We start from the raw sequence: 22,532 nt of genomic DNA on the forward strand, positions 1-22,532 counted from the left end.
TGAAACAGGTTTGCTCCATGCTTGTCCGTTTTGCCGTTTCGCTTGTCGCCATCTCCGGCCTCCTCAGGGCCGCGCCGGCACTGCCCTTCAAGGCTGACTTCTCCAGCTTTCCCGCCACCCCCTGGCAGACCCATGGCGGCGAATGGACTGCTGCCAATGGCGAGCTTCACGTCAAGGGAGGCGCCGGGCCGAAAGTGGCGATCGACGGGCTGGTGGCGGGCGACTTTCAACTCGATGTCGAACTTCGCCCGGAAGTCGATGGTGCCCAAGCGGGCGTGGTGTTCCGTGCGTCCGATGTTGCCGAAGGGGTCGATGCCTTCCGTGGTTACTACGCGGGAATCCGGGCCGGTCAGAATCTGGTGATGTGGGGCGCCACCGATCCGAAGTGGCGCTCGATCGCGGCGCGTCCGTTCGAAGTGAAAGCGAAGCAATGGTATCACCTGCGTCTGAGGGTTGCAGGGAACAACACGAAGATCTTTGTCGATGCCGAGCCGATTACCGATGTGACTTGGCCGGTCTTCGATGGCATCGATGCTGCGTTTACGAAGGGAAGCATCGCCTTGCGCGCCCTCGATGGAGACGCGTCGTTCCGCAATCTCAAGATTGCGGCCTATCGTCCTGCTCCGATCACTAACGGCTACACCAATCCGGTCCAGGCCGGTTGTGCCGATCCGGTGGTGCTGCGCCACGGCGGCAAGTACTACGCTTATACGACTTACACCCCGGACTTCCCACGCATGCCCCGTGGCATCCGGCTTTACACCTCTGAAAACCTGGTCAATTGGAAAGACGAGGGCTTCGCGCTGAAGAATGAAGACAGCTGGGGAGATTCGCGCTTCTGGGCACCGGACATCGTCGAGAAGGACGGCACGTTCTTCCTCTACTACGCCGCGGACGAGCGGATGTGCGTGGCCACTGCGAAGTCGCCGACGGGTCCCTTCCGCCAGGAGAAGCAGCAGCCGATCGATCCGGTCAGCATCAAGATCGATGGCCACGTCTTCACCGACGACGATGGGCTGCGCTACTTCTACTACGTCTCCTTCGGCGACGGGAACGAGATCTGGGGCGGCAAGCTCAACAACGACATGACGAGCGTCGATCCGACCACGCTGAAGCTCATGGTGAAACCCGACCAAGCGTGGGAAAGGCACCAGTGGCCGGTCACCGAAGGCCCGGAGATCCTGAAGCATAAGGGCACCTACTACCTCACCTACTCCGGCAGCCATTTCGAGAACCCAGAGTATGCTGTAGGCTACGCGACCTCCGACAACCCGCTCGGCCCGTGGAAGAAGTTTGGCTCCAACCCGGTGATGAAATCGACTGCCTACGCCCACGGCACGGCGCACCACTGCTTCGTCAAGTCACCGGACGGGAAGGAAACCTTCATCGTCTATCACCGGCACAACACGCTGGAGAAAACCGAACCGCGCGCGCTTTCGATCGATCGCGTGCGCTTTGTCTCTGATCCAGCCGGTGGCCCGGACATCCTGCAGATCCACGGCCCGACCTCGTCGCCGCAGCCGCTGCCTTCGGGCGCGCGTTGATGAGTTGAAACGGGGAACTTGCCATCAGGGCCTGCTCGCCGGATAGATCGTGGACACGTGCAGCTCCACCTGACCAATCGAACTCCCGCCGCCACCGAGCTCGGCCACTTGCTGCACAAGCATCCGGCGCGCTGCCACGGGGTCGAGCTGGCGTTCGGGCAGGCCACGGTCTTTTATCCGGAGGCCTCGGCGGAGGCTTGCACCGCCGTGCTCGCGGTGGAGGTGGACCCAGTCGGCTTGGTTCGTTCGGAGGGCGCGCGTCAGGGTGGCTGGGCGCTAGGACAGTATGTGAACGACCGGCCTTACGCTGCGTCGTCGTTCCTTTCCGTGGCGATCTCGCGGGTCTTCGGCACGGCGCTCAATGGCCGCTGCACCAAGCGGCCGGAGCTGGTGGAAAAGCCGCTCGATCTCGAAGCCCGGCTGCCGGTCGTGCAAGCGCCGGAAGGAATGTTAGAGAAGCTGTTCGCGCCGCTCGGCTATGCGGTGGAAAGCCGGCGCTTGCCGCTGGAGCTCGCATTTCCGGAATGGGGCGAGAGTCGTTATCACGAGCTGACTTTGAGAGCCACGATGCCGTTGCACGTGTTGCTGAAGCACCTCTTCGTGCTCATTCCAGCGCTGGATCGCGACAAGCACTACTGGGTCGGCCGTGAGGAGATCGACAAGCTGCTCGAGAAGGGCGAGGGATGGCTCGCCGGCCATCCCGAGCGCGAGTGGATCGTCCGCCGCTACCTGAAATACCAGAATCGCCTGACGCGCGAGGCGCTCGAACGGCTCGCGCCGGAGCCCGAGGAGGAGGACGACGAGAACGAGGAAGCGGCGGACACCGGCACCGAGCCGGCCGTCGAGCGGAAGATCTCGCTACACGACATTCGCCTCGACCGTGTCGCAGAGGCGATCACCGCGCTCGATCCGAAATCGGTCATCGACTTGGGATGTGGCGAAGGCCGGCTGTTAGGCCGGCTGCTGAAAGGCACCGGGATTCCGAAAGTCCTTGGCATGGACGTTTCCAGCCGCGCGCTGGAGATTGCCCTTGAGCGCCTCGATCGCATGCCGCCATCGCGACGGGAAGGCCGGCTGGAACTTTTCCTCGGCTCGCTGATCTATCGGGATTCGCGGCTGCGCGGTCACGATGTGGCGGCTTTGGTGGAAGTGATCGAACACCTCGACCCAGATCGGTTGGAATCGCTTGAGGAAGTCGTGTTCGCGGATGCCGCGCCGCGCACCGTTTTCGTCACGACTCCGAATCGCGAGTACAACGTGCTCTTTGAAGGCATGAAGCCGGGAGCGTTGCGCCACGGCGACCACCGCTTCGAGTGGACGCGTGCGGAGTTCCGCGAATGGGCGGAACGTGTCGCTGCAGAGCATGGCTACGCGGTGAGCTTCGAGCCGTTGGGCGAGGAACATGTGGAACATGGGCCTCCGAGCCAGATGGCGGTGTTCGTTCAGGGAAATTGACTTTGGCCCATAAAACCATATGGTCACCCATATGAAGACCACCCTGGAACTTCCCGACGAACTGCTGACCGAGGCGAAAGCCACCGCAGCAAGGCGCCGGATTACGCTCAAGGAACTCTTTACACGAGCCCTTGAGAAGGAGCTGCGACCGGTAGCGGCTCCGAAACAAGAAGACCACTTCACCATCGATCAGGATGGCTGGCCGGTGTTGAAGCGTCGGCCAGATTCCGGGGTGGTCGTCACTGAAGATTTCATACGTCAGCTCCGCGAACAGGAAGGAGTTTGATGATCGCCTTGCTGGACATCAGCGTGCTGATCGCGCGGGCGGACCCGGGGCACCAGTTTCATGCACGCGCAGGCGCATGGCTGCGGAGACAAAAACAGCTTGAAATTGCCTCCTGCCCGCTCACCGAAAATGGCTTCCTCCGCATCTACGGGCATCCATCGTATCCGGGCGGTCCGGGGTCGCCTGAGGGGGCGGCGAAGGATCTGGCCATTCTCAGGAACCGGAGCGACCACCGGTTTCTTCCCGACTCCGTTTCCCTGCTGGATCGTTCCATTTCATTGTCCGGCAGCGGTGTCTCACAACTGACCGACCTTTACCTGCTGGCCCTCGCGGTCCACCACTCGGCTCAGTTCGTGACCTTGGATCACCGGATTCCGGCGCAGCTCGTGCAAGGCGGCAAGTCCTCGCTGATCGTGATTCCTCGATGACACTCCGCATTCCCGAGCTTTCCCTTGTCCTCCTCGTCGGTCCATCCGGGTCGGGGAAGTCCACGTTTGCGCGGAAGCATTTCAAGCCGACCGAGGTGGTGTCGTCGGACGTCTGCCGCGGGATGGTTTCGGATGACGACAATGACCAGTCCGTCACTCCGCAGGCTTTCGAGCTGCTCTATTTCATCCTGCGCCAGCGGCTGGCGCTTGGAAGGCTCACGGTGGTGGATGCCACCAATCTTAATCCTGAGGACCGGGCTCGGCTGGTGGCCATTGCCCGCGAATATCACGCGCTGCCGGCGGCCATTGTCTTCCGCATCGACGAGAAAATCTGCCACGAGCGGAATGCGCAGCGGCCGGATCGCGATTTCGGTCCGCAGGTGATCAAGCGCCAGTTCGGCCAACTCCGGCGCGGCTTGCGCGGGCTGAAGACCGAAGGATTCCGAAACGTGGTCAACTTCCGCAGTCCGGAGGAAGTCGATGCCGTGGAAGCGATCGTGCGCGAACCGCTGTGGAACAACCGCAAGCACGATCACGGTCCCTTCGACATCGTGGGTGACGTGCATGGCTGCTACGATGAGCTTCGTACTTTGCTCGAGCAGCTCGGCTATACCGTGGAGCATCATGTCGCCCGTCATCCGGAAGGACGGCGGCTGGTGTTCGTGGGCGACCTGGTGGACCGCGGGCCGGACTCGCCGAATGTCCTGCGGCTGGTGATGGCCTCGGTGAATGCCGGCACGGCGATCTGTGTGCCGGGGAACCACGACATGAAGTTCCTGCGCTGGCTGAATGGAAAGAAGGTTCAGCCGACTCACGGCTTGGCCGAGACCATTGCCCAGCTCGAAGCCGATCCCATCGATCGCCGCGACCTGATCGCGTTCCTCGACAGCCTGGTGAGCCACTTCGTCTTCGACGATGGCAAGCTGGTGGTCGCCCATGCGGGCTTGAAGGAAAGCATGCAGGGCCGCGGCTCCGGCAAGGTGCGCGAGTTCTGCCTCTATGGCGACACGACCGGCGAGCGCGATGAATACGGCCTGCCCGAGCGGCTTGACTGGGCGCGCGACTATCGGGGCAAGGCGCTGGTTGTTTATGGCCACACGCCTTTTGCCGAGCCGCGCTGGCTGAACCACACCGTGAATATCGATACCGGTTGCTGTTTTGGTGGTGCGCTCACGGCATTGCGTTACCCCGCGATGGAAACGGTCTCGGTGCCTGCCCTCAGGACTTACGCGGAATCGGTGCGACCGCTGTTTTCCGATACGGCCGATGCCCAACTCGCGCACGACCAGGTGCTCGATCTGGATGACTTGCGCGGCAAGCGCCAGCTCCATACCACCCTGCGACCGAACGTGACGGTGCGGGAAGAGAACGTGCTCGCCGCGCTGGAAGTGATGAGCCGCTTCGCCGTGGATCCGCGCTGGCTGATCTATCTGCCGCCGACGATGTCGCCGTGCGGCACCAGTGATCGCGAAGGTTGGCTGGAGCGTCCGGAGGAAGCCTTTCACTACTACATCCAGCAAGGTGTCACCTCCGTGGTCTGTGAGGAAAAGCACATGGGCTCCCGCGCCGTGGCGGTGGTCTGCCGTGATCCCTCGGTCGCCATCTCACGCTTCGGCCTGCGGCAGGAGAAACGCGGCGTGATCTACACCCGGACCGGACGACCGTTCTTCAACGACGCGGCTCTGGAGCGAGCGTTGCTCGATCGATTGGCGGGTGCGCTGGAGAACGCCGGCTTGTGGGATGAATTGACGACCGACTGGCTGTGCCTCGACTGCGAGCTGATGCCGTGGTCGGTGAAGGCGCGCGAACTCATCCAATCGCAGTATGCTGCTGTCGCCGCTGCGGGAGAGGCCCACGCCGCCATGCTTTCGTCCGTGCTGGAGAAGGCGATCGCTGGCGATCACCTCGAAGCGGAAGCGAAGTCGATGCTCACCCCGATGTTCGAGCGGAGCCAAGCCCGTGCAGGGATGCTCGATCGCTATCGTCGCGCTTACCGGCACTATTGCTGGGACGTCGTGAGCTTGGAAGATCTCAAGCTGGCGCCGTTCCATTTCCTCGCTGCCGAAAGTGGCGCATTCCACCACCGCGATCACCTGTGGCACATGGCCATGGCGGAGCGACTCCAAGCCGCCGATCCGGCGCTCTTTCCGTCCACCCGCTGGCGCGAACTGGATCTGGCGGACGACGCGGCGGTTGCAGAGGCCATCCTATGGTGGGAGACGCTCACAGAAAGCGGCGGCGAGGGGATGGTGGTAAAGCCGCGCGACTTCGTGACTAGGGGTTCGCGCGGGCTCGTGCAGCCGGCGGTGAAATGCCGCGGCCGTGAGTATCTGAGAATCATCTACGGTCCGGAATATGATGCCCCGGAACACTTGAGCCGTCTCAGGCAGCGGGGTCTCGGGCACAAGCGGTCAATGGCTGAACGCGAGTTCGTGCTAGGCCTCGAAGCCCTAGATCGTTTCACGGCGCGCCGTCCACTGCGCGAGGTGCACGAGTGTGTCCTTGCGGTGCTGGCAATGGAGAGCGAGCCGGTGGATCCGCGGCTCTGATCGTCATTCCAGGCAATCCACCAGCGCTGCGAGCACAAGATCGACATTCGCCTGGGTCGCGGAGTGGCCCATCAGGCCGATCCGCCAGGCTTTCCCGGCGAAAGGCCCGAGACCTGCGCCGATTTCGATCGAGTACTCGTCCAGCAGCTTGGCGCGCACTGCCGCATCGTCCGCGCCTTCGGGAATGTGGATGCAGTTCAGCGTGTGCAGCGAGCGCGCCGGCACATACTGGATGCCCATGGACTCCAGCCCGGCGCGCAACCGCCGGTGAAGGCGTGCGTGCCGCGCCTGGCGGGCTTCCAGCCCTTCCTCCAGCACGATCGTCAGCGCCTCGTGGAGGGCGTAGATCATGTTCACCGGAGCGGTGTGATGGTAGGCGCGCTTGCCACTACCCTTGTAGTAGTCCTTGAGCATGGAGACGTCGAAGTACCAGCTCTGCACCTTGGTCTTGCGGGCTTCGGTCACCTCGACCGCGCGCGGCGAGAAAGACACCGGCGATAGTCCCGGCGGACAAGACAGGCATTTCTGCGTGCCGGAGTAAACCGCATCGATACCCAAATCATCGACCTTGAGCGGATGACCGGCGAGCGAAGTGACGGCGTCGACGATGAGCAGCATGCCGGCCTCGTGAAGGAGTTCCGCGAGTCCTTCCAGCGGCTGGTGGGCGCCGGTGGAGGTCTCGGCGTGAACAATGCCGAGCGCCTTCGCCTTCGGATGCCGTTCGATGGCATCGGCCAGTATTTCGAGCGAAAAGGTTTCACCCCACGGCGCATCGAGCCGGTGCACGGTGACGCCGGCGCGCTCCATCACATCGACCATGCGGCTGCCGAAGACTCCATTGACGCACACGATCGCCTCGTCGCCCGGCTCCATCAGGTTCGTGACCACGCATTCCATGCCGGCCATGCCGGTGGCGGAGACGGGGAAGGTGAGCGCGTTCTCGGTTTCGAAGACCTTGCGCAGCTTTACGCAAACCGAGTCCATGATCTCGATGTAGCGTGGGTCGAGGTGGCCCAGGGTCGGCGAGGCCATGGCGCGGAGGATGCGGGACGGCACGGTGCTCGGGCCGGGGCCCATCAGGATGCGTTCGGGGATGTGCATGGGAGAGAGGGGTTGAGGGAAAGCTGTCCGGCAGAGGTGCTCGCCTGCCATCCCCTCCGATCTAGCAGATACCCGCCCGCCGTGCGCGGAAAATTTCGGTCGCGAAAGTTCCCGCTTGGCAAGTGGCCCGCCGTCCCGATTGCTCCCGCCCGTGGATTCGCTCACCCAGGCAGCACTCGGCGCGGTGGTTGGCGAGCTGGTGCTTGGCCGCCAGCTCGGCCGGCGTGCGATTGCGTGGGGCGCGCTGTTCGGCACGCTGCCGGATCTGGATGTCGTGTTCGACTGGATCCTCCCCACCGCATGGGGTTTGGTCATGCATCGCGGCATATCGCATTCGCTGATCCTCATCGGGCTGCTGACCTGGCTGCTTGCCAAGCCGTTGGCGAAGCGCTGGAAAAAGGACAAGGTCACGTCGAAGCGCGCCGCGTGGTTCGTCTTCCTGACGTGGGGAACGCATGTGCTGATCGACGTGTTCACGGTCTACGGCACCGGCGTGCTCGATCCGCTTCCGGTGCCACGGCTTTCGACCGACAATATTTCCATCATCGATCCGCTGTTCACCATCCCGCTGGTGGTGGCGGTCATCATCGGCCTGTTCGTGAAGCCGAAGGAGTGGAAGAAGGGCAAGGGCATCCGTTCGGCCGCGTGGTGCCTGGGGATCAGCTCGTTCTACGTCATCCTTAGTATTTGGGCGAAGTTCTCGGTGAGCCAGGCGGTCGAGGCCGATCTGGCGAAGCGCGGCGTCACCTATCAGCGGAAGATGGAAGCTCCCACGATCTTCAACATCCTCCTCTGGCGCGCGCTGGTCGATCGACCGGGTGAGATTTGGATCGGCTACCGCTCGATCTTCGATGCCAGTGGCGAGCCGATCCGCTGGACGGTGGTGCCGAAGGGCGAGGACATCGCCGCGAGGCACGCCGACGCCCGCGAGGTGAAAATCGTGAAATGGTTTTCCAAAGGGTGGTGGATCGCCCGTGAATCAGCCGACGGCGTTTGGCTGGCCGACCTGCGCTTCGCGGAGATGCGGACTTGGGACGAGCGCGGTGTAGCGTTTCGCTTTCCCTTCACCTGGACGTATCAGCCGGACGGCACCAAAGACCGCTTGCGCACTCATCAGCGGGAGGCTCGCGATCCCGGCGAAATGCTGCGCCGCATGGGCCGCCGGATCAGCGGGGAGAATGCCGCGTGGGAGGGCAATCCGCGGTTGATCGGCCAGTATCTGGCATTGCAGGAGTACTTGAGTAGCCACTGAAGCCGAGCGCGGAGTGAACTCCTCGTCACCAGTCCGCGTTTGAATCGCGGCCCGTTTTGTGAACCCTCAGGGCATGCAGGATCACGTGTTCACCGCGCTCAGCCGCCGCCGCTTTTTGGCGACCGGCGGGGCTTTACTCGGTTCGAGCCTGCTGGGAGCCGCTGAGACGTCGCGGCGCGGCAAGACCATCTCGATCTTCCACACTACCGATCTCCACGGACGTATCCTGCCCACGGAGAATTACGATGGCCTCGGCGACCTCGGCGGCTTCGCCCGTTGCGCGACCCAGATCCGCCGCTGGCGGAAAGAGCTTCCGGACTCGCTGCTCGTCGATATCGGCGACCTCTATCAGGGCACGCCGGTCAGCTTGCAGAACGATGGTAAGCTCATGATCGGGCTCTTCGATGCCCTTGGCTATGACGCGTGGGTTTTGGGCAACCACGACCTCGACTGGGGCCGCGGTATCGTGGAAGGCGCGCTCGATCTTTCCAAAGCGCCGGTCCTCACCGCCAATCTCACGGTCGATGGCAAGGTTCCCGCTGAAGCCGGCGGCGCATGGAAGAAGGTCCGCCCGTGGATGGTTCGCGAAGTCGGCGGCTTTCGCATCGGGCTCATCGGGCTGATCACGCCTGGCCTGCCGAACTGGCTCACGCCGGGCACGCTGGGCGGGGTTGCGGCAGTGGACCCTATCGAGTCGTTGAAGAAATGCCTCACGGAGATCCAGGCGGAGAAACCGGATGCCATCGTCGTGCTCGGGCACATGGGCTGGCGCCTTCAGGACGACTTCGCCAATCCGGTGCGTGAGATCTTGGCCGAAACGCAAGGCGTGGACGTCTACCTCGCCGGCCACAGCCATCAGGACCAGCCATCGTGGATGAATGGCCGCGTGCTGTGCAGCCAGGCGAGCTACTACGGCATTCACTGCGGACGCATCGATCTCACCTTCGACATGGAAAGCCGACGCTTGTTAGAGAAGCGGGCATTCACCGTGCTGATGGACTCGCGCTTCGAACTCGACCCCGAGGTGATGGAACTTTCCAAGGCCGAATTCGCAAAGGCCGAGGCTGAAATGAAGCGCAAGGTGTGCACCGTGGCGACGCCCGTTGAAGGCGGTGCCCGGGGGAGCAGGACTTCACAACTTTTCTGCGAGGCCTTCGCCGATGCGCTGAGGAAGGCCGGCGCGCCGGTCGATGGTGTCTTCCATGGCGTCTTCGTGAAGGACGGCATTCCCGCCGGTGAGTTGACCGTGGAGGATTGCTGGAAGCTATTGCCTTACGAGAACGGCCTTCTTGTCGCCGATCTGACCGCCGCGGATCTTTGGGACATCCTATCGGAGGACGACAAGCAGCGGACGCTTTGGCCTTTCGAGACTGCGGCCGATGGCACCGGCTTGCTTTTCCAAGGGAAGCCACTCGAGCCCGACAAACGCTACCGGATTGCCTTCAATACCTACGACGGGCAGTCTGGCGGCGGGCGGCTTCTCAAGCTTCGCGAAATCCTCAATCGTCCGGAGAGCAAGCGCACCGAGACCAAGGTCGCGACCCGTGCGGCGCTGATCGATTTTCTTTCGGAGCGGAAGGTGCTGGAGTAGGCGTCAATGCCACGTCAATGCCACGCGGAAGTAGCCATTGGGCGAGAGCGTCGCGCGGCATTCACCGCCGAGGAGTGCAACGCAGGCCTTCACGATTGAGAGTCCGAGTCCCGAGTGCCCGTAGCCGCTGCGCGCGTCATCCTTCCTCCAGAAGCGCTCGAAGAGCCGCTCCAGATCCTCCTCGTTGAGGCCGGGCGCGGGATTGGAGACGGCGAGGCGGTTGGGGGATGCCTCGATCATGACTTCAGAACCCTCCGGAGCGTGTGCCACGGCATTGCCTAACAGATTCTGGAGAATCGCTCCCCAAAGCACCGGATCACTGCTGAAGGGTCCTTCGGAAACGCGGGAGTCCAGGCGCAGTCCTCGTTGTGCAGCCCTTGGTTCGACACGCGAAATCGCGGTCGCGACAGTGGCGGCGAGGTCGATGGGCTCGCGCTGGACCGGTTGGCGACCGGCATCGGCGCGGGCGAGCAGCGAGAGCTTGTCTAACAGAGCCTCGAGTTCGTTGGCGACGACTACCATCTCGGCACAGCGCTCTGAGGTCGCCTCCTCCGGCCACATGGCACCGAGCTCGGCCATGCTCTTCAGCTCCGCCAAGGGTGTGCGCAGCTCGTGGGCGGCGTGACTGCTGAAGCGTCGCTCACGATCGAAGGAGGCTTCCAGACGGCCAATCCAGTCGTTGAGCCTTTCGGCCACGGGGACGAGTTCGGCGGGGAGCTTTTGCACGTCCATGCGCTGATGTAGTTTTTCCGGGTGAATGTGGCCGACGTCGGCGGCAAGCTTGTCGAGTGGCTTCAGGCCGCGGCCCAGACCGAGGCGGATGACCGGCACCATCAGGAGCAACGCCGCAGCACCCGCGACCCCGAGCACGGTGGCGAGCAGGGCAAGCGGCAGGTTCATGCTCCCCGTCGGGCTGGCAACGATGAGATAGAGGTCCCGGTGGCGCGCCTTCTTGTCGTCCTTCGGATAAAAGCGCTGCACATAGAAGTGCGCGGGGCGGCCGTTGGCGAACTTGCCTTTTCGGATGCGGGGCTCGTCATCCTCAGGCTTCCTGATGCCCGAGAAATCACCGGTGTCCTGCTGGTCCGAAAGGATCGAGGGCGAGCTCATGAAGAGCTTCCCATTCATCCGGCGGATCTCGAAGTAGTCGTTGCCGTCCTTTCCAAAGCCGGCGAAGTCCTGCACGGTCAGGTCGATCTCGAACTCGCCGCCATCGATCTCCGAGGCGGTGATCAGGGCACGCGCCTTCGCCGTCAGCGTCTCGTCAAACTGTGAACGTAGTAGTTCCCTCATCGCCACGAAGACACCGATCCCAGTGGCGATAAAGAGCGTGCCGATCGCCAGGCACAAGAGGATCGTGAGACGCCAGCGGATCGAGATCATGCTTCGAGCACGTAGCCGAGGCCGCGGCGGGTGTGGATGAGGGGGGGGGTGCCCGGCGGGCAGACCTTCCGGCGCAGCGAGCAAATGGCGGAGTCGACGGCATTGCTCAGTGGCCCGTCGAGCTCGGAGTAAAGGTGGGACTCGATCTGCTCGCGGTTGAGCACCTGACCCGGGCGGCGCGCGAGGATCTCGAGCAGGGAAAACTCGCGGGCGGTAAGGGGGATCATCTCACCGTCGCGGCTAACCGCCTTCGCCGCGGTGTCGATTTCGAGCGGACCGATCTTCAGCTTGGGGTCTGGCTGGGAATAGCGGCGGCGGGCGAGTGCTTCGAGGCGCGCGACCAGTTCCGCCAAGGCGAAGGGCTTCGTGAGATAGTCGTCGGCACCCTCGCTCAGGCCGCGGACTTTCTCCTCCACGCCATCGAGCGCGGTGAGCAGCAGCACCGGTGTGTCGATGCCATCGCGCCGCCAGCCGCGCAGGACTACCAGGCCGTCCTTGCCGGGCATCATGCGGTCGAGCACCACCGCGTCGTATTTCGCAGCGCGGCCCATCATGTCTCCCTCCTCGCCATCCACGGCGAGGTCCACGGCGTGGCCCATACGGGACAGCGCCTTGCCCAGCGTGTCGCGCAGTCGGGCGGCATCTTCGATGACGAGCAGTCTCATGGGCGGGTAAAGCATGATGCCGGAAGTGGAACTCGTCCACCTCCGGCATCTCTACCGGGAACCTCGCCGCCGATCCTGCCCCTCCCCGAGCGGGATGGCGGCGTGAGGTTCACCGGGAAAGGGGTTCTTCAGTCGTCGTGGTCCTCGATTTCGCTGATGACGCCGCCTTCGGCATTCAGCACCACGTCCATGTCGGGGATTCCCTTGCGGTCGATCTCGACATGCCAGGTGACCTTGCCGCCGGCGGTCTCCTTCTCCACGTCATCGATGGTGCCACCGTGTCCGCGGACGGCATCGCGGATGAAGGTGGGCATGGAGCGCAGCGGCACGTCCTCGCGGGTCTTGAGCAGGGTGCCATTGCCGGAGACGTAGACCTTGAGGTCCAGATCACGGGGCAACTCGACTTCCGCGATGTAGATTTCGCTGCCCTCGATCGAGATGAGATCGACCTCTTCGATCACGCCGCCGCGGGCATTCGATTCGATGGTGCCCTGCACGGCGGCGGGGCACTGGTGAAGGTGAAGGTCACGGCCATGCGCGGTGGCGGCCAAGGCCAGGGACGCGAGGGTCAGGATGGTGGTTTTCATGATTCGATGGGGTTGTGATGTTCTGTTAGGATAAGGAAAACTCAGCGGTGGATGCGGACACCCAGTGGCTCGCCACCCGGCAGGCCGTCGAAGATGACGAGCAGGTCCACGTGGCCGGCGGCGTCATCGAGCACGAGCAGTGCTTCGCCCTTGCCGCCGTTTTCCGGCAAGCGCCCGAGGTTTGTGGCCTTGGTATCGCGGCCATCCCAGTAGAGGAGCTCGAAGCGGGTGTCCGGTCCCGGTGCGGCGGTGATGGGGATCTTCTTGGAGGCTTCGGCACTGGCATTGCCGGTGAGCAGGATGAAGCCATCTTGCACGGCGGCGATTTCTCGAATGCCGCGGCCCTTCGCGATGGTGATCTCGTGGACACGCATCGGGCCCGGCTTGCCGCCGCCGAAGAGTTGGTCGGGAGCGAGTTCGAGCACCAGTCCGCGGCCATCTTGATTCGGCGCGCGGAGCCCGAACCACAGCTTGCCACCCGACCATGTGAGGCCCTCGATGTTCAGGCCATTCTGCTGGAGCGGCTGCTTGAGGTGGGGCTTCACCTGCGGCGTCTTTTCAAGCCACGGCAGCAGGCTCGTGCGGCGGATGCCATCCTTTTTCACTTGGCCGGTGGCCGGATCGACGGGCACCTGATAGATCGAGTGGCGGTCGGCTTGAAAGTCTCCCTTCTTCTTTCCGAGGCCGTGCGATCCCACCACGTAGTAGGCGTGATCGGCGGACGAGTAGGCGACGCCTTCGATGTCGACTTCCTGCTTCTTGCCTGCCGATTTCACGGGCAAGGCGATCGGGCGCTTCGATTCGATCCGGTGCTTCGAGGCCTCGATCACTCCAGGCTGGACGTGAAACATCTCGTCACTTCCGACCAGCACCTGCGTCTTGTTCGCGGCGGCGATGCCGCTCAGATCGAGCGAGTTTTCAAAGCCGGCGAGCTGCCACTCGTCGGTGAGGATCTCGAGCCGCTGGGTGCCGGCGTCCTGTTGGGCGCAGGCAGCGGGCAATAGCGCGGCGAGGGCCAAGGCCGCCAAGGCGCGGGGATGTCTGGGTCGGTTCGCTTTCACGCTGACAGTCCTAGCCCCCGAACATGATCCGAAGATGACGGTGCGGAAAAAATCTGCCGACCCGATGCCCCCATTCCGAATTCGTGCGCCGGGAGGATCGCGGCCGGGGTGCCCCCGCCTAGTCTTCCATCAACCCCTTGGAGTCATGTTGATGCGGAACTTTTGCACGGCCGGCATTTCCTTTGCGATCCTCGCGATCTTCACGGAAGGCGCGTTGATCCAACGCAGCCTTGAGAAGGCGCTCGCATCTTTCCAGGCCGGCGCGCCGTCGTGGCTGGCCTTGGGTGCCGTGGCGGGCCTCGCGCTCGCGATACGGTTGCCGCGCCGAAATTGATCTCTCCCCGGAGATGCCGCAAGGCAGGGGAGCCCTCAGCCATCATGGGGCGGGGCTCCCTAACCGGCGCTGCCGCTGCCGCTCATTCCATCCGGAAAGAAGCCTCCGCGGTGGCCGCGCAGGCCGCCGCAGAGCAGGCGTGAAATCGCCATGCGCAGCAGGTCGAAGCTCCACAGCCGCTGGCCGCACGCAGTGGGGCACGCGGCGGGGCCGGAGGTCAGCGCGCGCAGCTCGGCGGCACGCTCGGCGACTTCTGTGCCGGAAGCCGCGAGCGCGCCGTCCAACCAGCCCTCGAAGCGAGCATCGTCCGCGAGCATCGGCAGCAGTGCCGGCCGCCAGGCGGAAGCATCGCCTTCGCAAAGGAAGGCCTGGATTACCGCGAGGCTCAGGGAATTCAGGACCAGCGCACCGGTCAGCAAGTCGCCCCCGCTGGCGAAGGGATCGAAGCCACTCACCTCCGCCTGCGCCGCCAGTGCGGCAAAGCCCTGGGCGAGATCCATGCGGGGTGCCGGGGCCAGCGGGATCCCCGTGCTGGCGGCCAGCTTGCGCAGGGCCGCGATGTCCTTTTCCACCGCATCCGCGCGCCGGGCGAGTTCCGCGTGGCCGGTGTCGCGGCGCAAGTAGGCCAGCGAGATCGACTTCAAATCAACCAGTAGATCGAAGCGATCGTCGCGGGCCGCCTTGGGCTCGCCGCCATCGAGGTCGTCGAAGACGTCCTGACGTTTGGGGAGAGGGGGGCGGGAGGTATTGCCGGGATCAATGACCCTGATGTTCATCCAGGCGGCGTTCTACCAGCCGCGGGTCTCGCGCGACAGCAGGCGGCACTTCGAAAATCGAATGACCCCATATGGCGGCTCAGGGGAACAACTTCCGCCCGAGCTTTGCGACCGCCGCCGCCACGCCCAGGACTTCCTTCGACTCCTCATCGCTCCGGCAATACACCGAGACGGTGAAGGCCTGCGGCAGCAGGAACTCGAAGGTCCGCACGTGGATCAGCCCGTCCGCGCCATCGCCGAGGCGCGGCATCGCATTCCCCGGCGCGAGCATGACCCCCAGTCCGGCCCGGCACGCGGCGGCTGCCTCATCCTCGGAGGAGAAAGCGATCGAGTTCGCCGGCTGGATCCCGTAGGCTTCATCGCACCAGCGCAGCAGGAAGGAGCCGAAGCCGGTCACGACCCGGCGGTCGGGCACCAGCACGGTGGTGCGCAGCACTTCGGGGAAGCTGAAATTGTCAGGGTCGAAGGGATAGAAATCCGGATTCCATGCCACCGTGATGCCGCGCTCGTGGCGGATCACCGCCTCCTGCACCCCGGCCGAAAGACCGGCCCGCAGGAAGCGCCCGGCGACCACCACGTCGCAGCGCGTGGCCTCCAGCGCCGCGCGCCAATTCTCGCCGGCATCGCCGCATTTCACCGCCGGGCCGTTCACTCCGGGCAGCACGCCCATGGCGATCTCTGCTCGCAGCGTGCGGCCGAAATAGGACGCATCCAGTGCCAGCAGCACCTGGCGATCCATCCGCCGGTCGAGCCGGCGCATGCCATCGATGAAATCCAGATACGCCGCGCCGGTTTCGTTCGCGTGGGCGAGGAAGGCGACGCCGGCCGGGGTCAATTTCGTGCCGGTCGGCGAGCGCTCTAACAAAATCAGCCCGATTGCCGACTCCAGCTTCGAGATCATCAGGCTCACGGCCGGCTGGGACATGCCCCAGCGCTTGCCAGTCTCGGTGAAGCTCCCGGTGTCCGCGAGGTGGCGGAAGATGAGCAGGCAGTTCAGGTCAATGTCCATGGCCGTTGACTGCCGCCATCAGGCGAGGCTTGAGTTCCGCATAGGGGTGATTGCGCCGCAGGCAGGCGGTGAGCCGGTAGGATGGCCATGGACCCGGATCGCGATCCGCCAGGCCGGCGGTCGTTTCCGGGACGAAGAGGCATCCCGCCGTCGGGAGTGAGGACGGGTCGGCCAGCAGTCGCGCCGTCTCCGCCTCGGCGAGCACCGCGCCGCCGGGGGCACCGGCTTTGCGGAAGTCTTCCAGGACGGATGCGGCGACCTCCGGCTCACCGGCGTCCGCGATCCACCAGCCGTCTTTCTCGAGTTCGCCGGGTGTGGCGGGCGGCTCGCCTTTCGCCTTCGGGTGGCGCACGATCTTCCACGGTACCGGGCCGAGATCGACGGAATCGAGCCGGTCCGCGCAGCCGAGGCCGATGCCGAAATACACGTCGCACTCCGCATTCAGCAGCGCGGTGCGGAAGCGCTTCACCTCGATGCGCACGAAGCAGGAGCGGAATATGTCCGCGATCTTCAGTGTCGCGAGGAAGTCGGTGAAGAGGCCGCCGCGGAAAAACTCGCCCCCCGCCGCGAAGCGCAGGATGCGGCCCGCCTGGTGCAGGGTGCGCACGCCCTCGCCGAGCTTGCGCAGCGAGCGCGACAGCGGCCCGACCTGGACGAGCAGCCCCTGCGCGAAAGGCGTCGGCACCAGCGTGCGATCCGCCATTTCCTCGAACAGCGGGCGGCCCACCGCCGCCTCGAATTCCTGGCAGACCCGCTTGATATTCGCCCGGGTGCTGTGCAGCTCCAGCGCCGCATTCGCATACGAGCGCTCCTTGCAGGTCACGCTGAAGACCTCGAGCTGCCGGTAGGTGATTTCCGGCAGCGCTTCCACGGGGCCGGGGTTCTCGGAGTTCTTCGTGGGCATGGGAGGGCTGCTGGGGAGCGGCGCTAACAAAGCACTCCGCGCGGCCGCCGCAAATCTTTTGCGGTCCGGACCGAACGACCCCAGCCCTCCACACCCCAGCTGATTTTCCCATCGCCGGGGAGTGGCGGACCGGTTCATTCTCCCCCGCATCATGACCAAACTCGGAAAGATCGTCTTCACCCTCGTGGTCCTGCTTCTCGCCGGATTCGCCGTGATGCGGATGCTGGGGAAGAAGGATGGGGATACCGGCGCGCCCGGCTCGCCCGCGCATGCGGACACCCGGGAGATGGTCGTACCCGAGGGGGATAGCAATATCGCCGCGTCCTTCGATTTCATCGCTCCGGGCAAGGCACAGCCGCTGCCATCGCCGCGGCCGTACACGCCGGTGGACAGCACCATCGCCATCAATCTCTCCGAGTACGCGGGCTACGCCGGCCTGATCGCCGCCAATGGCGGGCTCGAGCCGAATGACGCCTCGTGGTTCGCGAAGAACGGCGGCTTCAAGCTGAAGATCACCCTCAGCGAGGAGGATTCGTGGGCGGACCTGCAGGACGGCAAGTTCGCCGCCACCGCTACCACCGTGGACGTGCTCTCGAACTACGGCCGCCAGTGGCAGTGCGTGGTGCCCGCCCAGGTCTCGTGGTCGCGCGGTGCCGACGGCATCATCGTGAAGAAGGACATCAAGCGGGTGAACGACCTCAAGGGCAAGACCATCGCCACCGCGCCCTTCAGCGAGGCCGAGTTCTTCATCCGCTACCTCGCCCAGGAGGCCGGCCTCGCCGTCGTCCGCCTCGATGGCCCCGAGCAGACGCGCAATCCGGAAGCGGTGAATCTCGTCTTCCTCGAAGACGCCTTCGAAGCCGGCGATGCCTTCCTGGCGGACCTGAAGGCCGGTGGCCACGAGCTCGATGGCTGCGTGACCTGGGCGCCGAAGACCACCGAGGTGGTGGAGGGCTCGGAAGGTGCCGCTCGCCAGCTCATCGACAATCGCAACCTGCTCGTCATCGCGGACATCCTCGTTTTCAACAAGGGCTTCGCCCAGGCCAAGCCGGAGGTGGTGCAGAAGATCGTGGAAGGCATGCTGCTTCACAACGATCGCATCCGCGCCAATCCCGAGTCGCACCTGAAGGCCATCGCCGATGCCTTCAAGGCGTACGAGTGGACGGTGGACGACGCCCGCGAGGAACTCTCCAAGGTCCACCTCTCGAATCTACCCGAGAACCTCGCCTTCTTCCGCGGCGCGATCGATGAAGCCGGCTCCTTCGCTTCCGTTTTCCAGACTGCGAACCTTGCCTACGGCTCGGAGCTCCAGCCCTCGCCGGTTGCCGCGTCGTTCTTCGCGGATATCAAGCCGCTTGAAGCCATCGCCGCTGCGGGCACGCTGTCGGCGCAGGTCGCCTCGATCCAACCGATCAAGACCAACGACCAGGCTCCCATCGAGCAGGACCCGCTGCTGACCCGCGACATCCGCTTCTACTTCCTGCCGAATAGCGCCCAGCTCGACATGGGCAACAAGGAGAACCACGACTTCCTCGCCAATGTGAACCACCTGCTCGGCGTCTCGCCCGGCTCGATGATCCTCCTGCGCGGCCACGTGGATGACGCCCAGAAGGAGAACTTCCGCAAGCAGGGTGGTGAAGCGCTCGTCCGCAAGATGTTTCTCAAGGCCATGGAGCTATCCCAACAGCGCGCCGACGAAGTGAAGAAGCGCCTGCTGGAAAAGTATCCCGCCATCAAGCCCGACCGCCTCGAAGTCGTCGGCCGCGGCTGGGAAGAACCGGCCGGCAAGGACTCGGACCTGAATCGCCGGGTGGAGGTGCAGTGGTTCACGGTGGAATAAGCGGAGAATCACCAATCATCAATCCTCCAATCACCAATCAGAGTGCCTGAAGAAACAGGACCGCTGGCGCCAATTGCGGAGCTCGCCAGGAGGACTTGCTGGCCTCCGGTGCCCGCCTACCTAGAGGGAACCACTTTCATTCTTCCAAACACTTCGATTGGTGATTGGAGGATTGGTGATTGATGATTTCTTCTCCCCATCTCACATGACCGGCCTCGAAAAGCTGAAAGTCTTCGCCAAAAGCCCGCACCATTTGTGGCTCGGGTTGCTGACGCTTGGCGTGGGCTTGGCCACGGTCAACGGCATCGGTATGATCGCCGGGTTGGCGGCCTATGCGCTTGGCTGGATCTACTTGCCGGACTCGCGGCTGTTCAAGAACTGGCTGGCCACTCGCAAGCAGGGCGACGAGGGCGCGAAGCTGCGGCAGTTCCTGTTCCAGCGCCGCCAGATCTACGATGCCCTTCGTAGTTCCACCCGCGCGCGCTACGACAACCTCGCCGCGGAGATCGAGGACCTTCAGGAAGAATTCCACCGCGACCCGCGGCTGAATGCCGAGATCGTCCGCCAGCGCAGCGAGCGCCTGTCGAATCTCGCCTGGACCTACCTGCGCCTGCTGCACACCGGCGAGATGCTCGACCGCTTCATCGAGTCCGAGCACCCGCAGGAGCTGGAGCGCAAGATCGCCGCGATGGAGAAGGAGCTGTCCGCCATCGGCACCGGCAGCAAGGCCAGCCTCGCCGAGTCGCTGCAATCGCGCCTCTCCTCGCTCAAGGCCCGCCTCGAAAAGCGCCGCGGTGCCGAGGAAAGCCGCGAGCTCACCGCCTCCGAACAGGAACGCATCGCCGAGCTGGTGAAGCTCTTCCGCGCCGACCACCTCGCCAGCCGCGACGCCGCCGCGCTCTCGCACGAGATCGACGGCGCCGCCGTCCAACTCGACCGTACCCGCGAATGGCTCAGCGGCCTCGAATTCGACACCTCCCCCGACATCCCCGAAGCCCTCGCCGCCGCGGCTCCGCTGAAGGTGGGGCAGTGACATCACTTCGATATTACTGTGATCCCACTTCGGCTTTGGCTGGGGACAAAGCCACCGAGCCTAGACAGTGACAAATCGCTCAATGGGCTCGCTATTCCGCGATACCGGACGCATTGAAACGATTTCCATCCGCGTCCAGAATTGAGCCATCGATCAGAACATCTACTTCGACGATATACTCCTCGATGGAGATCGCATCATAAAAATCCCTTTCGCCGTCCAGAAACTCCCGTAGGCGAATGACCGCGTTATCCACAATCTCGCGTTGAGCTTCTTCTTCCGTGGCAAAGATGCAGACTTTGTCGTTCTCATCAAACAGGGTCGGAACTGGTCCTTGAAATAACGTGTTCAGGTAAACGCAGAAACCCGAAGTGCGCTTGGGAGGTTCATCATTCATCGCCCATCAACTACGTGCGACCGCGATCATTTCCTGGAGGGGTTGGAAGTAAAAAATCGCACGAGTTCAATCCAGGCCCTGCATAAGGAAGTATCCTACATGCGGCTTCGGACGGCATCCCGGTCATTTGCCGCGGGCAAAGATGGATCGCCGATGCTCCGCAAGAAAAGCCTCGTTTGGAAACGCGACATCATTCGGAAGAATCAGGGACTCGCCTGCATAGACTCCAAAATTCTCCGCAAGGCCCCGCTGCGAGAGCTCGCGCTTAAGCTTGGGCGACAGCATCAGCCGATAGTCTGCGTCGAAAGAGATCAGTCCGACGTCGAATGCTGCGTCGTGAAGGCGGGATAGCGAAATGCCGTTGAGCACATTCAGCCGTTCTTCCGGATGGGTGCTCCATGGGAGAATGTGAGAGGCGACTAACAGCTCACGCATTGCCATGCCGGTCACTGCGCAGCGACCGCCGAAGTGATTGAGCACCGCATTCCGGAAATACTGCTGACCGCGTCGCACTTTCACATTTGCCAACACGACCGTCGGACCTTTGGGCGATTTCCGCACCCGGATGCCGATCTTCGGGAGCACCTCCAGTTCAGCACCCGCGCTAGCGCCAAACAGGTTTCGCAGCATCTCTTCGCTGGCCGGAACTGTTTCGTTGAGGTCATCGTGGAACTCCTTCCACATCGACCGGTCAAGAGCACTCGCACCGCGCAGGCCTTTGATGCCCCGCAATTTGAGTGCCGGGTCGAGAGATGCAAGGTTGCACAACTTCATCGCCACACTGTTCGCTCCGCGTCCGAGCTTCTCCGCCAGCTCGATCACGACCGGCTGTTTCCTGTCCAATTGGCCGAAGGTCAGCTTGTGATAGACGTTCAGCAGCACCAGCAACTCGTCGCGGTTCCATCTTTTTCCGGTAGCCACACCAACAGGCTAGAGAAAGCCTCCTCAGGCGGAAAGCGACGAATGATCCATTTTGGGAATCTGCCCCGAGACTGAAAAATCTCGCTGGCGTCCTTGCCACCGCGCTTTCGGCAAGAGAAATTCTTCGAGATGGATGACGCTTCAATAAGGTTGATGGCCTTCTCCGAGGTCGGCCGCCGACTGAAGGCGTTTGACTCGCCTTTGAGTTGGGAAAGCATCATTCCGACGTTCCAGTTAGAGAATGAGCAAATCTACCTAGCGAATCGTGCGCGGGGGATTTTCAAGCCTCGGCAAATGAAGCGTGGGATTCTGAGCGTCAAAACCACCGTTCCGCGAGCAGGCAGGAATCGACGCTACAAGGTCGACGATCGTCGAAATGACGCTCTGACCTACGCCTTCCAAGGCGAGGATGCCCAGGCATCCGACAATTTACGGTTGAAGGAAGCCTTTGAGGACCGCTCACCGTTCATTTACTTTTTTGGTGTGGCGGAAGGAAAATATGAGCCGCTCTGGCCATGCTTCATCACTGCTTACCGACCCACGAATCTCGAAATTGAGGTGCAGGTGGGAACAGTCGGCGGCCGTCCAGAAGCTGTGTCTTCGATTCGTGAGGAGGAGCGCGAATACAGAACCACATTGGCTAAGCAAAGAATCCATCAGTCCGCGTTCCGAGAAATGATACTTTCAGCGTACGGAGAACGCTGTGCCTTAAGTGGCCTCCCGATTCGTTCTTTGCTGACGGCAGCCCACATTTTCCCTGATGGGCATCTGCTGGGCATTGCAGCGGTGACCAACGGAATTGCACTTTCCACACTCCATCACGCGGCCTACGACGCGAATCTGATCGGGATCAGTCCCGAAGGAATCATTCACGTTTCTGATCGCCTGCTTTCCGAGACGGACGGACCGCTACTTGAGTCGGGGCTCAAGGCCCTCCGCGGAGAGAAAATGAGATTTCCCACTGACCAGATAGCGAGGCCGGATCGGCATGCCCTCGCCTATCGCTTCGAGGAATTTCGCGCAGCCTCCTAGCGCGGAAGCGAGGGGGCTTCAGGTCCTGTCTGACAAAGGGCTTGAACCCCGAATGATTCCTGGCCAGGTGATTCTGGCGATGAGTGCCTCGAAAGTTCAGATCCTTCTCGATGAGTCAATGGTCGGCCAAATCCTCGATGCCCTTGAAGTGCGGCGAGAGGCTTGGGAGAAAACCTCTGCCTATTTCCGCGGCGAGTTGAACGATCCGTTCTTTTCCATCGAGGAGTGCACCGACGCTGACGAAGCCGATCAAATTGCCGCTTACTACCTAGAGATCGAATGCGAACTCAGGAAGCAATGGGACCGGCACCGAGCGCAATCTCTCGGAGAACAGTCCGGAAACCTCACCTAGGTCCCATTCATGCCTCCCATTGGTGGAAATCG

At 63.1% G+C, this 22,532-nt stretch carries 22 protein-coding genes; 12 read left to right on the plus strand and 10 right to left on the minus strand.

The window, feature by feature from the left end:
• The first annotated feature begins 17 nt into the window (after window positions 1-17).
• The 5 genes from OKA05_RS07470 to OKA05_RS07490 are packed head-to-tail and all read left to right on the plus strand — an operon-like array spanning window position 18 to window position 6,262.
• The gene (locus OKA05_RS07470) at window positions 18-1,544 is read left to right on the plus strand and encodes a family 43 glycosylhydrolase (protein ID WP_264486497.1); all 1,527 of its coding nucleotides are present in this window, start codon (window positions 18-20) and stop codon (window positions 1,542-1,544) included.
• Between the two features lie 57 nt (window positions 1,545-1,601).
• Window positions 1,602-2,999, plus strand: coding sequence for a 3' terminal RNA ribose 2'-O-methyltransferase Hen1 (locus OKA05_RS07475; RefSeq protein ID WP_264486498.1), 1,398 nt, complete (start codon window positions 1,602-1,604; stop codon window positions 2,997-2,999).
• A gap of 31 nt (window positions 3,000-3,030) precedes the next feature.
• Window positions 3,031-3,285 carry a hypothetical protein gene (locus tag OKA05_RS07480; protein WP_264486499.1) on the plus strand — a complete coding sequence of 85 codons (255 nt, stop codon included), beginning with the start codon at window positions 3,031-3,033 and terminating at the stop codon, window positions 3,283-3,285.
• Window positions 3,285-3,713 (plus strand): TA system VapC family ribonuclease toxin, encoded by a 429-nt coding sequence (locus tag OKA05_RS07485; protein ID WP_264486500.1) that lies wholly within the window; start codon window positions 3,285-3,287, stop codon window positions 3,711-3,713. The genes OKA05_RS07480 and OKA05_RS07485 overlap by 1 nt, the downstream gene beginning before the upstream one ends.
• Entirely contained in the window at window positions 3,710-6,262 is a 2,553-nt protein-coding gene (locus OKA05_RS07490; protein WP_264486501.1) for a polynucleotide kinase-phosphatase, read from the plus strand. The genes OKA05_RS07485 and OKA05_RS07490 overlap by 4 nt, the downstream gene beginning before the upstream one ends.
• A gap of 3 nt (window positions 6,263-6,265) precedes the next feature.
• Here OKA05_RS07490 and OKA05_RS07495 read toward each other — a convergent pair whose 3' ends face one another.
• Entirely contained in the window at window positions 6,266-7,363 is a 1,098-nt protein-coding gene (locus OKA05_RS07495) for a pyridoxal-phosphate-dependent aminotransferase family protein (RefSeq protein WP_264486502.1), read from the minus strand.
• 151 nt (window positions 7,364-7,514) lie between these two features.
• Between OKA05_RS07495 and OKA05_RS07500 the strand changes: the two genes are divergently transcribed.
• Both OKA05_RS07500 and OKA05_RS07505 read left to right on the plus strand, forming a co-directional pair.
• Window positions 7,515-8,615, plus strand: a complete 1,101-nt coding sequence (locus tag OKA05_RS07500; protein WP_264486503.1) for a metal-dependent hydrolase — start codon at window positions 7,515-7,517, stop codon at window positions 8,613-8,615.
• Window positions 8,616-8,688: 73 nt separating this feature from the next.
• Window positions 8,689-10,206, plus strand: coding sequence for a bifunctional metallophosphatase/5'-nucleotidase (locus tag OKA05_RS07505; RefSeq protein WP_264486504.1), 1,518 nt, complete (start codon window positions 8,689-8,691; stop codon window positions 10,204-10,206).
• Window positions 10,207-10,209: 3 nt separating this feature from the next.
• Here OKA05_RS07505 and OKA05_RS07510 read toward each other — a convergent pair whose 3' ends face one another.
• The 4 genes from OKA05_RS07510 to OKA05_RS07525 form a co-directional block, all read right to left on the minus strand.
• Window positions 10,210-11,589, minus strand: coding sequence for a sensor histidine kinase (locus tag OKA05_RS07510; RefSeq protein ID WP_264486505.1), 1,380 nt, complete (start codon window positions 11,587-11,589; stop codon window positions 10,210-10,212).
• Window positions 11,586-12,254, minus strand: coding sequence for a response regulator transcription factor (locus tag OKA05_RS07515; protein ID WP_264486506.1), 669 nt, complete (start codon window positions 12,252-12,254; stop codon window positions 11,586-11,588). Before OKA05_RS07515 ends, OKA05_RS07510 begins: the two co-directional genes overlap by 4 nt.
• Window positions 12,255-12,382: 128 nt before the next feature.
• Window positions 12,383-12,841, minus strand: coding sequence for a hypothetical protein (locus tag OKA05_RS07520; protein ID WP_264486507.1), 459 nt, complete (start codon window positions 12,839-12,841; stop codon window positions 12,383-12,385).
• A gap of 41 nt (window positions 12,842-12,882) precedes the next feature.
• On the minus strand, window positions 12,883-13,902 hold the full coding sequence (locus OKA05_RS07525; protein ID WP_264486508.1) for a DUF3616 domain-containing protein: 1,020 nt from the start codon (window positions 13,900-13,902) through the stop codon (window positions 12,883-12,885).
• Between the two features lie 145 nt (window positions 13,903-14,047).
• Between OKA05_RS07525 and OKA05_RS07530 the strand changes: the two genes are divergently transcribed.
• A complete protein-coding gene (locus OKA05_RS07530) occupies window positions 14,048-14,236 on the plus strand; it encodes a hypothetical protein (RefSeq protein WP_264486509.1) in 189 nt (62 codons plus the stop codon).
• A 59-nt stretch (window positions 14,237-14,295) separates the two neighbouring features.
• Here the strand turns inward: OKA05_RS07530 and OKA05_RS07535 are convergent, their stop codons facing one another.
• The 3 genes from OKA05_RS07535 to OKA05_RS07545 all read right to left on the minus strand — a co-directional run bounded on the left by OKA05_RS07535 (window position 14,296) and on the right by OKA05_RS07545 (window position 16,925).
• Window positions 14,296-15,012 carry a hypothetical protein gene (locus tag OKA05_RS07535; RefSeq protein WP_264486510.1) on the minus strand — a complete coding sequence of 239 codons (717 nt, stop codon included), beginning with the start codon at window positions 15,010-15,012 and terminating at the stop codon, window positions 14,296-14,298.
• A 79-nt stretch (window positions 15,013-15,091) separates the two neighbouring features.
• Window positions 15,092-16,021, minus strand: a complete 930-nt coding sequence (locus OKA05_RS07540) for a LysR family transcriptional regulator (protein WP_264486511.1) — start codon at window positions 16,019-16,021, stop codon at window positions 15,092-15,094.
• Complete coding sequence (locus OKA05_RS07545; protein WP_264486512.1) at window positions 16,011-16,925, minus strand: LysR family transcriptional regulator; 915 nt, start codon at window positions 16,923-16,925, stop codon at window positions 16,011-16,013. Before OKA05_RS07545 ends, OKA05_RS07540 begins: the two co-directional genes overlap by 11 nt.
• 151 nt (window positions 16,926-17,076) lie before the next feature.
• Between OKA05_RS07545 and OKA05_RS07550 the strand changes: the two genes are divergently transcribed.
• Together OKA05_RS07550 and OKA05_RS07555 are read left to right on the plus strand one after the other, a co-directional pair.
• Window positions 17,077-18,765 (plus strand): phosphate ABC transporter substrate-binding/OmpA family protein, encoded by a 1,689-nt coding sequence (locus OKA05_RS07550; protein ID WP_264486513.1) that lies wholly within the window; start codon window positions 17,077-17,079, stop codon window positions 18,763-18,765.
• A 205-nt stretch (window positions 18,766-18,970) separates the two neighbouring features.
• Window positions 18,971-19,798, plus strand: a complete 828-nt coding sequence (locus OKA05_RS07555; RefSeq protein ID WP_264486514.1) for a hypothetical protein — start codon at window positions 18,971-18,973, stop codon at window positions 19,796-19,798.
• Between the two features lie 91 nt (window positions 19,799-19,889).
• On the opposite strand, the gene OKA05_RS07560 is transcribed toward OKA05_RS07555, so the two are convergent.
• Both OKA05_RS07560 and OKA05_RS07565 read right to left on the minus strand, forming a co-directional pair.
• A complete protein-coding gene (locus tag OKA05_RS07560) occupies window positions 19,890-20,195 on the minus strand; it encodes a hypothetical protein (protein ID WP_264486515.1) in 306 nt (101 codons plus the stop codon).
• Between the two features lie 123 nt (window positions 20,196-20,318).
• Entirely contained in the window at window positions 20,319-21,077 is a 759-nt protein-coding gene (locus OKA05_RS07565; protein WP_264486668.1) for an HNH endonuclease, read from the minus strand.
• A gap of 168 nt (window positions 21,078-21,245) precedes the next feature.
• On the opposite strand from OKA05_RS07565, the gene OKA05_RS07570 reads away from it, so the two are divergent.
• Both OKA05_RS07570 and OKA05_RS07575 read left to right on the plus strand, forming a co-directional pair.
• Window positions 21,246-22,148: an HNH endonuclease gene (locus OKA05_RS07570; protein WP_264486516.1), complete on the plus strand. Its 903-nt coding sequence runs from the start codon at window positions 21,246-21,248 to the stop codon at window positions 22,146-22,148.
• 52 nt (window positions 22,149-22,200) lie between these two features.
• Window positions 22,201-22,500, plus strand: a complete 300-nt coding sequence (locus OKA05_RS07575) for a hypothetical protein (protein ID WP_264486517.1) — start codon at window positions 22,201-22,203, stop codon at window positions 22,498-22,500.
• The last annotated feature ends 32 nt before the right edge of the window (window positions 22,501-22,532 follow it).

It is taken from the genome of Luteolibacter arcticus (assembly GCF_025950235.1).
GTDB lineage: Bacteria > Verrucomicrobiota > Verrucomicrobiia > Verrucomicrobiales > Akkermansiaceae > Haloferula > Haloferula arctica.

Bases quoted from the DNA above. Each gene is read 5' to 3' on its own strand.
- OKA05_RS07470 (WP_264486497.1), top strand. From the start codon at position 18: ATGCTTGTCCGTTTTGCCGTTTCGCTTGTCGCCATCTCCGGCCTCCTC.
- OKA05_RS07480 (WP_264486499.1), top strand. From the start codon at position 3,031: ATGAAGACCACCCTGGAACTTCCCGACGAACTGCTGACCGAGGCGAAA.
- OKA05_RS07485 (WP_264486500.1), top strand. From the start codon at position 3,285: ATGATCGCCTTGCTGGACATCAGCGTGCTGATCGCGCGGGCGGACCCG.
- OKA05_RS07490 (WP_264486501.1), top strand. From the start codon at position 3,710: ATGACACTCCGCATTCCCGAGCTTTCCCTTGTCCTCCTCGTCGGTCCA.
- OKA05_RS07495 (WP_264486502.1), bottom strand. From the start codon at position 7,363: ATGCACATCCCCGAACGCATCCTGATGGGCCCCGGCCCGAGCACCGTG.
- OKA05_RS07505 (WP_264486504.1), top strand. From the start codon at position 8,689: ATGCAGGATCACGTGTTCACCGCGCTCAGCCGCCGCCGCTTTTTGGCG.
- OKA05_RS07510 (WP_264486505.1), bottom strand. From the start codon at position 11,589: ATGATCTCGATCCGCTGGCGTCTCACGATCCTCTTGTGCCTGGCGATC.
- OKA05_RS07515 (WP_264486506.1), bottom strand. From the start codon at position 12,254: ATGAGACTGCTCGTCATCGAAGATGCCGCCCGACTGCGCGACACGCTG.
- OKA05_RS07520 (WP_264486507.1), bottom strand. From the start codon at position 12,841: ATGAAAACCACCATCCTGACCCTCGCGTCCCTGGCCTTGGCCGCCACC.
- OKA05_RS07530 (WP_264486509.1), top strand. From the start codon at position 14,048: ATGTTGATGCGGAACTTTTGCACGGCCGGCATTTCCTTTGCGATCCTC.
- OKA05_RS07535 (WP_264486510.1), bottom strand. From the start codon at position 15,012: ATGAACATCAGGGTCATTGATCCCGGCAATACCTCCCGCCCCCCTCTC.
- OKA05_RS07540 (WP_264486511.1), bottom strand. From the start codon at position 16,021: ATGGACATTGACCTGAACTGCCTGCTCATCTTCCGCCACCTCGCGGAC.
- OKA05_RS07545 (WP_264486512.1), bottom strand. From the start codon at position 16,925: ATGCCCACGAAGAACTCCGAGAACCCCGGCCCCGTGGAAGCGCTGCCG.
- OKA05_RS07550 (WP_264486513.1), top strand. From the start codon at position 17,077: ATGACCAAACTCGGAAAGATCGTCTTCACCCTCGTGGTCCTGCTTCTC.
- OKA05_RS07555 (WP_264486514.1), top strand. From the start codon at position 18,971: ATGACCGGCCTCGAAAAGCTGAAAGTCTTCGCCAAAAGCCCGCACCAT.
- OKA05_RS07560 (WP_264486515.1), bottom strand. From the start codon at position 20,195: ATGAATGATGAACCTCCCAAGCGCACTTCGGGTTTCTGCGTTTACCTG.
- OKA05_RS07570 (WP_264486516.1), top strand. From the start codon at position 21,246: ATGGATGACGCTTCAATAAGGTTGATGGCCTTCTCCGAGGTCGGCCGC.
- OKA05_RS07575 (WP_264486517.1), top strand. From the start codon at position 22,201: ATGATTCCTGGCCAGGTGATTCTGGCGATGAGTGCCTCGAAAGTTCAG.